The 11,519-nt window shown below is 46.9% G+C and carries 8 protein-coding genes; 5 read left to right on the top strand and 3 right to left on the bottom strand.

The features are described 5' to 3' along the window. Positions 1–33: 33 nt before the first annotated feature. The 3 genes from J2W69_RS05335 to J2W69_RS05325 all read right to left on the bottom strand — a co-directional run bounded on the left by J2W69_RS05335 (position 34) and on the right by J2W69_RS05325 (position 3,360). The gene (locus tag J2W69_RS05335; RefSeq protein WP_310275326.1) at positions 34–1,284 is read right to left on the bottom strand and encodes a serine hydrolase domain-containing protein; all 1,251 of its coding nucleotides are present in this window, start codon (positions 1,282–1,284) and stop codon (positions 34–36) included. A gap of 124 nt (positions 1,285–1,408) precedes the next feature. Then, positions 1,409–2,959 carry a M56 family metallopeptidase gene (locus tag J2W69_RS05330; RefSeq protein WP_310275324.1) on the bottom strand — a complete coding sequence of 517 codons (1,551 nt, stop codon included), beginning with the start codon at positions 2,957–2,959 and terminating at the stop codon, positions 1,409–1,411. A gap of 2 nt (positions 2,960–2,961) precedes the next feature. Beyond that, positions 2,962–3,360, bottom strand: coding sequence for a BlaI/MecI/CopY family transcriptional regulator (locus J2W69_RS05325; RefSeq protein ID WP_310275322.1), 399 nt, complete (start codon positions 3,358–3,360; stop codon positions 2,962–2,964). A 255-nt stretch (positions 3,361–3,615) separates the two neighbouring features. Here J2W69_RS05325 and J2W69_RS05320 point away from each other — a divergent pair, with 255 nt between their 5' ends. The 5 genes from J2W69_RS05320 (at position 3,616) to J2W69_RS05300 (ending at position 11,459) form a co-directional block, all read left to right on the top strand. Next, a complete protein-coding gene (locus tag J2W69_RS05320; protein ID WP_310275320.1) occupies positions 3,616–4,017 on the top strand; it encodes a hypothetical protein in 402 nt (133 codons plus the stop codon). 322 nt (positions 4,018–4,339) lie between these two features. Continuing rightward, positions 4,340–5,770, top strand: coding sequence for a Na+/H+ antiporter NhaC family protein (locus J2W69_RS05315; RefSeq protein ID WP_310275318.1), 1,431 nt, complete (start codon positions 4,340–4,342; stop codon positions 5,768–5,770). Between the two features lie 695 nt (positions 5,771–6,465). Beyond that, positions 6,466–7,527, top strand: a complete 1,062-nt coding sequence (locus tag J2W69_RS05310; protein ID WP_310275316.1) for an isopenicillin N synthase family dioxygenase — start codon at positions 6,466–6,468, stop codon at positions 7,525–7,527. A gap of 43 nt (positions 7,528–7,570) precedes the next feature. Then, positions 7,571–8,734, top strand: coding sequence for a trans-sulfuration enzyme family protein (locus J2W69_RS05305; protein WP_310275314.1), 1,164 nt, complete (start codon positions 7,571–7,573; stop codon positions 8,732–8,734). A gap of 316 nt (positions 8,735–9,050) precedes the next feature. Continuing rightward, positions 9,051–11,459, top strand: a complete 2,409-nt coding sequence (locus J2W69_RS05300) for a TonB-dependent receptor (protein ID WP_310275312.1) — start codon at positions 9,051–9,053, stop codon at positions 11,457–11,459. Positions 11,460–11,519: the final 60 nt, after the last annotated feature.

Genomic DNA, 11,519 nt, shown 5'->3' with positions numbered 1-11,519 from the left:
CGAAAGGCGACCTGCGGGTCGCCTTTTTATTGCTTAAAGTGCCGGTGTTTCGTTTAACCATTCCGGTGCTATCTGCTGTAAAAAAGGGCGGGTGATTAAAGCAGCCTGTTTAGCAAAATCGCAGTAGTTTTCTTTGACTGTATTGGTATTCATCGCCACCACCAGCTGTAGCTCCGGATAAATAACTAACCAGCTTTGGGCGCCGCTGGACACACCACCATGATGCACAAAACTGACGCTACGGCTCAGCGGATTCTCTTTGTCACAAAACAAATGTTTTTGCGAAAAATTGCGCCAACCCAAGGCATAAGACTGCTCGTTTACTTCGCCATTGATTAACTTTTGTGGTGTCCAGAACTGCTGCTGTACTGCCGCCGGAATAAAGTCAGGGTTAAACCAGGCTGAGCCTAAAACGGCTAAATCGACTGAACTGGCTGCCAGGCCACCTCCGGCCCACTTCTGGCTTAAATTCACCTCTCTGTGTTTTTTGGCATACCCATCGCGGGTCAGATAAAAACTAACCTGATGGGGCGATGGCAGTTCAGCAGCAGCCAGAGAGGACAAGCCCAATGGCTGACTGACTTGCGCATCCAGATACTGTAAAAACGGTGTTTTGGCTGCACTTTGCAGCACAGCACTGGCCAGATTGACGTCAAAGGAGCTGTAATGAAAATTGGTGCCTGCCGGATACAGCAGTTTGCTTTCGTCAAACAAGCTCAAAGCGTCATGCACATCATGAAACTCAGCTTGCTTTACTAAAGTTTGTACCGCACCAATCCAGTCGGTGTTTTCTTTATAGCCAGGCAAACCCGCTGTGTGTGACATCAATTGCCGTACAGTTAAATCCTGCCACTGCGAATTGGGCAGATCGGTTTTATAGCGGCTGATTGGCGCATCCAACTCTATAACGCCGGCTGCCATGGCTCTGGCCAAGGCTGTGGCGGTCACCGCCTTTGATGTACTGCCAATACGAAACTGACTTTCGATGCTGACTGGCTTTTGGCTTTCCAGATCGGCATAACCCGCAGCTCCGGCCCATAACAACTGACCACGCCAGGCCACTGCCGCTGTTAAAGCCGGAAACTGACCTTGCTGCTGACTTTGCTTCAGTGCTGCCATGGCTTGCGCTGCAGAGACCTCAAATTCAGCCTGGTAGACTTTGCTTTGCGCAGGTTTCTCTGCGGGTAACCCAGCCGATAAATCAGTCCAGCCAGACAACTGATCCCATGCCACCACAGCCCCAGCCAGCAGCACCACTACCGTAGTTATTAGTCTTTTTTTCATTGGTTTTGTCCTTTTCATGTTGTTGTTTTCCATGGTTTTTTGGCAAAGCTTCGCCCGCAGGCTGAAAAGCCCGAACCCGAAGTTCACAAAATGTTAAATTCTAAACAGGAGAAGCAGTTTTGCTTTAGGGTGTAGCCCCCTGCTGTAACAGATAAGCCCTGACTTCGGCAGTAGAGGCCCTGCTGAGTGGCGACCGTAGTTCACTGCCATCCATGACCGTAGCTTCCACTTTCAGATTAACCCTGGCACCTTGCTGAACCAAATACTGCACCATCGCCAAATCGCCGATATAACTGGCATTAATCAGTGGTGTTTCATCCGCCAGCACTATGGCATTCACATTAGCCCCGGCCTGAACCAGCCTTTGAGCTAACTCCAGATTTCCAAGTTGGGCAGCAATAATCAGCGGGTTGCCATCCCGCCTGCTGCTCAAATTCACATCAGCACCAGCAGCAAGTAGCAATTCCACCATAGCTTTGTCACCTGCTCGCACGGCCAACATTAAAGCAGTGCCCTCACCCGGCATAGCTGCGTTTAACGGATAACCCAAAGTAAGCAATTGACGCACTTCGGCTAAATCCCGCTGCCGCACTTTTTGTAGTAATTGTTGCAGTTGCGTCAGTTCAGTCAGGCTAACCTGAGCATATTCCGCAGGCAATTGTGCAACCTGAACGCGCTGGGCCAGAACTAAGCTAGCGGCTACAGACAAAAACAATGCAATCACCAAAGCACAACACTGCGGGGTGATTTTTCCTGCAGAGCCTTGCAACACACAACGGATCCGCTGTGCTAACAAAGGTTGTTGCTGCCATGGCATGGCCAGTATTGCTGGCTGACCTCTGCTGCTGTTCGTTTTACTGCAATCCGCTTTGCTGCAATCCAACAAGGTTTGGGCATAACGATGTGGCTGCGTTAATTGCGCCGTTACAGCAGCATCACAACTTAATTCACGGTATTTATTAAGTTGCCGACAGATTAAGCCCCAGACCGGGCTCCACCAGCACAACACTGCACATAATTGTTGCAGATAAAAAGCCACCAGATCGCCTCGATGCCAATGCATACGCTCATGTGCAATCACATACTGCAATTGCTCTGCCGATAAATGCTGCAGCCATAAAGCAGGAAGAATAATACGGGGTTGACGCAGCCCCACCAGCATAGCGCTATCAATAGCAGAGTGCTGATACAGTGCTGGCTTATGGTGAGCTGATTCTGGCAAGCTCAGGGGCTGAGCCTCTAACCATAACTTGCGGCTCGCTCTGTAACTTTGGCTGAATCGCCCTATTTGCCAGCAACAGCCCAAAGGCACAAGCAATAACCACCAGGCTGGAGGGACAAATAAATAAAACAGCTGTGGCGCCAAAGCCCAGCGTTGAGTTAAAGCCGGTTGTGTCTCAGCAAGGGTTGTGGCTTCAGCTACATGAAGCTGTTGCTGTAAAACAGAGAGCTCAGCGTTAAACCATTGCTGCGGTGCAATCTGTTCAGCGCCGTCACTTAATACAACAACAGGTAATACAAACAACAGCACCGCCAATGCAGTCCACAAGCGCAACATCCAGTGCGGCGCAGGCCGCCATGAGCTTCGGCCAAGCCAATACAGCCATGGCACTGTCACCAGGGCCAACAGCAGATGTAAAACCAGATAAAACAACAACCAGCTAAATTCCAGCATGATCAGTCTCCCTGTGTAGCCTTGACTGAGTGAGCATTAATTTGCGCCTGCAACTCATCAGCAAGCTCTGGCGTTAAATCTTGCTGCTCTATCAGATGTTGTGCCAGCAAAGCCGGAGAGCCGCCAAAGAAACGCTGCAGCAGTGTACTCAAAGCCTGACTGCGGGCTTCCTGCTGCACTGTAGTCGCCTGATAAATAAAAGCTTTGCCCTGTTTTTCACAATCGACATGGCCTTTATCAAACAGAATGCGACACAAGGTTTGTACCGTGGTGTAAGCCACAGCAGAATCTTTGTTTAGCTCTGCTGTTATGTCTTTGACTGAACTCGGGCCATGTTGCCACAACACCTGCATGATTTTTTGCTCTGCGCTTGTAAGCTCGACGGATTTTGTTCTGGCCATGTTTGCTACCCAATAAAAAACAATCTACTAAAGAATTAGTTTTAATCTAGCCGAGCAGCTTTCATACTGCAACTAATTCTTTAGTTTTTGTAGTTCTCTTTACAAATGGCGGCCGTTTAATCTTCAGTCCATCGCAAAATTATGTAAAGTTCTGGTAAAAAACTTGGACTAGAGCTCAATCTGCTATACCATCCGCGCCGCCTGCAGCAACGAGGTTGCAGGTTCCCTGATTAATTCTCAAATGGAAGAGACAAGATGAAATTAAAGTTAAGCGCCTTATTCGTTGCCTTAGTAGTGACTGCAGTTCCAGCCCATGCTGATTGGTTAAACGCCGTGAAAGATGGTGTAGGCAGCACGCTGAAAGAAACCAAAGAAAGCGCCAAAACTGCAGCTTTAAATACTTCAGTGCGTACGGCTTTAGGTTTAACTGAAGGTAAATCAACTCAGGCCGCTATTGCTGAAAAACTGGGTGAGCCAGCCAGCAAAACGGAAAAAGACGGTAAAACCTTGTGGTTATACGACGTGACTGCGCTGTCTGCCAGCTACCCTACTTTAACGGAGTTAGTAAAAACTCAGGATGCTGCACAAAAGTCTGTGCAATTAAGCTTTAACGCGGATCTGTTAAATAAGTTAGAACTGATCACTCAGGCTAAATAATTTTCTGAGCACTGTCACCAAAGCTGGCAGTGCTTTTTAATTTCAATTCAAAGCCTTACATCAAACTCATATCTGTTTTTCATCTTTATACAAATATTGTACAAAACATTTTTTTTGTTATTATTGCGCGCCTGAATTTAACCCGTGTAAATTCATTCTGTTGTTTACCCTGATCTGATGAAATTGCGCCATAAGCAATCACTTTCAGTCCCGGGCTCTGGCAGCTCAACCCCAAACACTCCGTACGTAAGCAAATAAGCTATGCTACTGCGGTTGGCTTTTATTTTTCTGGCATTGCCAGGCTTTGTGAAGGAACCCTTTAATGGATTCACCAAGTGCCATTAGTTTGATCCCACCAGTTGTTGTGATGGCTGTTGCCATCTGGCTGAAACGACCCATTCTGTCGTTAGTTGTGGGTGCTGTTGCAGGTTTGCTGATGCTGTTCCCAACTCAACCTCTTGAGTTACTGAATACCTTCGCTGAAATATCTCAAAGTGTGATGCAGGATGAAACCATTGGCTGGTTGATTCTGGTTTGTGGTGGTTTTGGCTCCTTGATTGGATTATTGATCCACACAGGTGGTGCTGTGGCTTTTGGTCATTCAGCCTCTAAACTGGCCACAGGCCCTAAATCCTCTATGTTTATGACCTTTGTTTTAGGCTGCATTATTTTTATCGACGATTACCTGAACGCGTTAAGCGTGGGTGAAGCGATGAAAAGAGTCACAGACAAATACAAAATCTCCCGCCAAATGCTGGCTTATATAGTCGACTCTACTGCTGCACCTATTTGCGTCATTATTCCTATTTCCACCTGGGCCATCTTTTTTGGTGGTTTGCTGGAAAACAACAAAGTGGCTGAAGCCGGCCAAGGGGTGGAAGTTTATATGCAAGCCATCCCTTACATGCTTTACCCATGGTTAGCTGTGACTATTGTATTGCTGGTGACTTTGAAAATTATGCCAGCCATAGGCCCCATGAAAAAAGCAGAACTGGCAGCGCAAAATGGTACCCCTGTGGATGCTTTGCCAGAGGTGAGTGTTGAAGCTTCAGCCAGCCATTATCATGTGCAAGGCCAGAATGTACCAGCAGGCGATCAGTATGCTGTGCACGCGATGGAGCAGGAATTTGAAGAAAGCAATAAGCAAGGCAAGTTGCGCAACTTTATAGTGCCAATGCTGATGCTGATTGGTTTTACCATTTACTTTGATATAGACGTACTTAAAGGCTTGTTGGTTACTTTAGTCCTGACTATTGTGTTTTACAGCTATCAGCGCCTGATGTCTTTAGGCGATATGATGGAAGTCATGATGAATGGTTTTAAAACCATGCTGCCAGCTATCTGTACCGTGATTGCCGCTTTTATCTTTAAAGATGTCTGCGACAAGTTATTGCTGCCTCAGTACGTGATTGAAAACCTGACGCCTTATATGACAGCACAGATGCTACCCGCTATTGTGTTTTTAGCTATGGCGATTCTGTCTTTTGCTACAGGTTCTTCCTGGGGTATTTTTGCGGTGTCTATTCCTATTGTGATGCCTTTGGCTTATGCAGTAGAAGCTGATATTCCGTTAGTGATAGGCGCATTGTTATCAGCCAGCTCTTTTGGCAGCCAGGCTTGTTTCTACAGCGACTCCACTGTATTAGCAGCTCAGGGCTCAGGCTGTAATCTGGTGTCGCACGCTGTCACTCAGTTGCCTTATGCGTTAATAGCGGCCACTCTGGCTTTTATAGGTTTTATTCTGATCGCTTAACTGACAGCAACTTCATCGTCGCAACAACGTTCCCGACAGTTGCGACATACCGTCCTTCCATGGACATCGTCGAAAATATGCTTCCGGCCTGCGCCAGAGGCGAAGGCGTGATAACGGCGAAATGCCAAACTGTTGGCATTTCGAAAGACCGTTATCACCCTACATTTTCGACATACCGTCCTTCCATGGACATCGTCGAAAATATGCTCCTGCATTTTCGACATACCGTCCTTCCATGGACATCGTCGAAAATATGCTCCTGCATTTTCGACATACCGTCCTTCCATGGACATAAAGAAAGGTACCTGATGGTGCCTTCCTTGTATCTGGCTACAGGCCAAATTTGTCTTGGTTATAACTTTTGGTGATATAGAAAATCTTAAGCTATTAATTCAAAAAAACACACAGAACCAAACTTTGTATTCGATTCTCACGAAATACATTGATAAATAAGCCAGTTAGCTACACCTTTCTCTCAAAAGCATAAGTTACCGATCCTTTATTCCATAAAGTTTTAGATAGTAAGACTTTTATACCTAAAGGCTGCTAACTATCCAGACATCCGGTTATTTCTAATTCATCTATACAAGACCAATCCATTAGTTATTGAACTGCAGGCTCCAGCCTAGAATGCGCTCACTTTCTGTCAGGGCCACTGCTCTGTGATACAGAACCCTAAGCACAACGAGGTTTTTATGCTTCATTCAACACAAGAGTTTTTATCCGGCAACGCCACACAAGAGGCCAGCAGGGCTTTACCTGTGCTGGATTTAAGCCTGATGGATGGCGGTGCAGCTGAACAACAGTCTTTTATTCAGCAACTGCGTGTGGCGGCCCGTGATGTGGGTTTCTTTTATCTGACAGGTCATGGCCAGAGCGAGCAAAAGCAACAACAGATTTTAGCGCTGGCAAAACAGTTTTTTGCGCTGCCACTGGCTGACAAACAACAAGTACAGATGATCCACTCACCGCATTTTCGTGGTTACACGGGTTTAGGTGGTGAATTAACCCGTGGTCAGCCAGATATCCGCGAACAGTTTGATATGATGCGTGAAGAAGCTGCACCAGCACTGACGGATATAAGCCCGGCCTGGCAAGGTTTAATTGGCCCTAACCAATGGCCAACAGCTTTACCGCAGATGAAAACTGAATTGCTGAACTGGCAACAGTCGTTATCAGACATCACGGTAAAACTGATGCGTGCTTTAATGTTAGCTTTGCAACAACCTGCAGATGCTTTAGATGACAGCATCAAAGCCGGCCCTTATCAGCATATGAAGCTTATTCGTTATCCTGGCGTGGATGCCAAAGCATCCAACAGCAAACAAGGTGTAGGAGCTCATAAAGATCCGGGTTATCTGACCTTAGTAGTGCAGGATGATCAATCCGGTTTAGAAGTGGAAACCGAACAAGGCTGGGTCAGTGTTTCCCCTTTGCCTGGCGCTTTTGTAGTCAATATTGGTGAGCTGCTGGAACTGGCGTCCAACGGTTATTTAAAAGCCACCTTACACCGTGTAGTCAGCCCAAATTCAGGCATTGAACGTTATTCCTGTGCCTTTTTTATGGCAGCTCAGCTGGATGCGACAGTGCCTTTATTGCAGTTGCCGTCTCATTTAGCTGACGAAGCTAAGGGTCCGGCCAGCGATCCAAATAACCCATTGTTTTATCAGGTGGGTCAGAATGTGCTAAAAGGACGCTTACGTTCACACCGTGATGTGGCAGCGGCCCATTATGCGGAACTGGTAAAAGTTGTCTAAGCTCAGCCCAATCAAACATAAATAAAAAGAACACAGGTTAACTATGAAATTTCGTACTTTAAGTATTCATGCCGGGCAACAACCCGACCCAAGCACCGGCGCTTTAGCTACGCCGGTGTATTTCACCAGCACCTTTAGTTACGGCACAGCCGAAGAAGGTCAGGCCCGTTTTGCGGGGCAGAATCCGGGTTATATCTACAGCCGTTTTGCCAATCCAACCACTGCAGCCTTAGAGCAAAAATTAGCAGCTTTGGAAGGGGCAGACGAAGCTTTAGTAGTAGCCAGCGGTATGGCTGCTGTCAGCGCCATTATGTATGCGCTAACCAATGCCGGTGATGAAGTGGCTTTTATCGACCCGGTCTACGGCGGTACTGATGCCTTTTTACGCAACACCTTAACCCGCGCTGGTGTCACCTTAAGCCGTTACAGCAGCGATCAGGATTTTGCCGAACGGGTGAAAGCCAACACCAAAGTGGTGTTATTTGAACCTATCACCAACCCCACTTTAAAAGTGATAGATACCCGCATTGTGGTGGAAGCAGCCCGTAAAGTCGGTGCATTAGTGATTTGTGACAATACCTTTTTAACCCCTTATTTATTCCGCCCGTTGGAAATTGGGGCTGATATTGTGATGCACAGCGGCACTAAGTACCTGTCTGGTCATGGCGATATTATTGCCGGCATAGTGGCAGGACGCAGCGAACTGATGCAAAAAATACGTACTGTGGCGCTAAAACATATAGGTTCGCCTATAGGCCCGCAGGAGGCTTATTTGCTGCAACGTGGCGTAAAAACCCTAACCTTGCGGATGGATGCTCATATTGACAACGCCCGCAAAGTGGCTGACTTTTTAGCCGCTCAGCCGAAAGTGGCCAAGGTTTATTACCCGGGTCATGCCAGTCATCCAGGGCATCAGGCTATAGCAGACACAGCCACTGGTTTTGGTGGCATGGTGGCTATTGATATCGAAGGTGGTTTTGCCAAAGCTGCAGTGTTTTTAAATAACCTGCACTTATTCGCGCAGGCCGTAAGCCTTGGTGATGTCGAAAGCCTGGCTTGTCACCCAGCCAGCACTACTCATGCAGCTATGACAGCAGAAGACAGACAAAGAGCCGGTGTCAGCGACAATCTGGTTCGCTTAAGTATAGGCGTCGAAGATGCCGATGATTTAATTGCCGACTTAGCTCAGGCTTTGGCTAAGCTGTAAGCTGGGTCAGAGGCTTGGCTTTGACCCAGATATCTGATCACAGCACTACACCTATTACCGATTTTTAATTAAAGGCTCAGAGCTAACAACTCTGAGCCTTATTCCTTTATAAACTATCAAATACGAATTTCGTTCTTTTTAAGAATATAAATATCATCTACATTCATCTCAAGCGTCCAGACGGCTAAAACCAAAATGGGAAAGCCACCAGGAACGGAGCCACTACAACTCAAGCTCTGAATACAAAAACCAGGAAAATAAAAAATGAAAACTGACCGGAGCGCCGGAAGTTTATAAAAAACTTTTGGAGAACTTTATGTCAGGTCAGTACTACGGTGTGATCAGTAAGTCACGCTTGCATCCAACCAATAAATTTAAAAGCTTAAAGCCTTTAGCTACTGCAGCAGGTATCACTGCTTTATTAACTCTGAGTTTTTCAGCCTCGTTGCAAGCCGATGAAGCGGCTGCCGATTTAGGTGCAGACAAAGAAGTGGAAGTGATCAAAGTGACAGCGCGTCGCCGTGAAGAAAACGTGCAAGACGTGCCTATTTCAATTTCTGTAGTTACAGCAAAAGATTTAGAACAAACCGGTACTTACTCCACAGAACAACTTACCCGTTTACAACCCAGCTTGCAGTTAATCTCTTCAAACCCTCGAAATACAGCTTTAACTATTCGTGGCTTAGGTAGCGTGATCGGTTTAACCAACGATGGCCTGGAATCTGGTGTTGGTATTTATGTTGACGAAGTGTATTACGCCCGCCCGGGTTCTGCTGTTGTCGACTTACTGGATATTGAACGGGTTGAGGTATTACGTGGCCCTCAGGGAACCTTGTTTGGTAAAAACACGACGGCAGGTGCTGTAAGCTTAACTACTGGAGCGCCAACCTTTACGCCTGAAGGTCGTGCTGAATTGTCTTTGGGTGGAGATGGTTTTCTGCAGGGCAAAACCACTGTCTCCGGGGCTTTGGTGGATGGCAAAGTTGCGGGCCGTTTTAGCGCTTCCAGCACTCAACGTGACGGTACTTTATACAATGTGACTTTGGGCACAAAGCAAAACGATACCAATAGTCAGGCAGTTCGTGGTCAGTTACTGTTTACCCCTTCAGACGATGTCGATGTGCGTGTTTCTGCCGACTATGCTTATCAGAATCCAAATGCCAATACGCAGGTTTTTGTCAGATATGGCCCTACAGGCCGCTCAGCTGCATCCCAGTTTCCGGCTTTAGCTGAATTATTTGATTATGCACCACCAAGCCAAAACCCTTTTGACCGGTTAGTAGATGTGAACTCTCCGATCCAGGCTCGTCAGATCATCAGAGGCACCTCAGCTACGGTCAACTGGGATCTGGGGGACATAGCCTTTACCTCCATCAGCGCCCTGAGATCCTGGGACTGGACACCACAAAATGACCGCGACTATACAGCTCTGGCGGTTCGTACTAAGTCGAACAACCCTTCTGTGCAGGATCAATGGAGCCAGGAATTCCGTCTGACCTCCACAGGGCAAAACGATCTGGATTGGGTGGTAGGTTTATATGGTTTTGGTCAGGACGTTGAAACCACAGGCACTGAGCAGTGGGGTTCAGATGGTGCGAAGTGGCTGATCCGAACAGCAGTACCGGAAAATCTGCTGGATGGTTATACCTCCAATACTAAAGTGTATTCAGACACAGACTCATACGCTATTTTTGCTCAGGCCACTTACCATCTGAGCGATGACTTACGCATTACTCCGGGTGTGCGTTATACCAAAGAACAGAAATCAGGTGATTTTACTCAAATAGTCAGTGGTGGTTTAGAAACTACCGATCCGGCATTAATCAGCGCAAAAAACGGTATTGCCCGTAATCAGGCTTACCAGGCCGATTTTAAAGACTCAAGCCCTACGGGCCAGTTGAATATTGCTTATGACTTAACAGAGGATCATCTGACTTACCTGAATATTGCCCGAGGTTATAAATCTGGTGGCATTAACGCAGCAGGGATCCCAACAGATTCCACAGGAGCTCCTTCCTTAGTCAGCGCTGTGATAGAACCTGAAAAATCTACCACAGTAGAAGTGGGTTTAAAATCTCAGTTCCTTGAGCGCCATGTCACGTTAAACCTGGCAGTTTATGACACCAAAGTAACAGACTATCAAGCCAACGTTGTGGATTCAGGCCCTGGATCATTAAGGGGTTATCTGGCCAACATTGAAGAAGTATCAGTGCGTGGTATTGAGATTGACAGCCGCATTCTGGTGAACGAATTCTTAAGTGCCTACTTCACTTACGCTTACACAGATGGCCAATATGACTCCTTCAAAAATGGTCCTCCACCATTAGAGTTTTTAACAGGAACTACTGCGGCTTTTGACTTAAGTGGTCGTGATTTACCAGGTGTTTCAAAAAATACAGGCTCTTTGGGCGGTGAATATGTTCATCCGGCCACTATAAGCTCTGTGTCTGGTGAGTTGTACTTTGCCGCGGATCTGAGCTACCGCTCAAAATGGAACTCGGATTCATCGGTGTCTAAATATCTTGAAATTGATGGCTCTACCCTGACCAATCTGCGTTTAGGTTTCCGTACTGATGGCGGCACTGATGTGTCCTTGTATGCACGTAATGCTTTTGACGAAGACTATCTGAGCTTTTTAAGTATTCAGGCGGGTAACTCAGGTGCCATTTATGGCCATCCTGGCGACCCACGCAACATAGGCCTGAGAGTCAAAACAGAGTTTTAATTGGATCTGAAGCCACGCCTCCCCTTTACAAGAAGCTGTGGCTTTTTTCTCTCTGGTGAG

Origin of the sequence: Rheinheimera soli (assembly GCF_031457405.1) — a bacterium.
Lineage (GTDB): Bacteria > Pseudomonadota > Gammaproteobacteria > Enterobacterales > Alteromonadaceae > Pararheinheimera > Pararheinheimera soli_A.
This window is presented reverse-complemented; position numbering and strand designations above follow the sequence as displayed.

Excerpts from the sequence above, each read along its gene's own strand:
- J2W69_RS05310 (WP_310275316.1), top strand. The coding sequence starts at position 6,466 with ATGCTTCATTCAACACAAGAGTTTTTATCCGGCAACGCCACACAAGAG.
- J2W69_RS05305 (WP_310275314.1), top strand. The coding sequence starts at position 7,571 with ATGAAATTTCGTACTTTAAGTATTCATGCCGGGCAACAACCCGACCCA.
- J2W69_RS05300 (WP_310275312.1), top strand. The coding sequence starts at position 9,051 with ATGTCAGGTCAGTACTACGGTGTGATCAGTAAGTCACGCTTGCATCCA.
- J2W69_RS05335 (WP_310275326.1), bottom strand. The coding sequence starts at position 1,284 with ATGAAAAAAAGACTAATAACTACGGTAGTGGTGCTGCTGGCTGGGGCT.
- J2W69_RS05325 (WP_310275322.1), bottom strand. The coding sequence starts at position 3,360 with ATGGCCAGAACAAAATCCGTCGAGCTTACAAGCGCAGAGCAAAAAATC.
- J2W69_RS05315 (WP_310275318.1), top strand. The coding sequence starts at position 4,340 with ATGGATTCACCAAGTGCCATTAGTTTGATCCCACCAGTTGTTGTGATG.
- J2W69_RS05330 (WP_310275324.1), bottom strand. The coding sequence starts at position 2,959 with ATGCTGGAATTTAGCTGGTTGTTGTTTTATCTGGTTTTACATCTGCTG.
- J2W69_RS05320 (WP_310275320.1), top strand. The coding sequence starts at position 3,616 with ATGAAATTAAAGTTAAGCGCCTTATTCGTTGCCTTAGTAGTGACTGCA.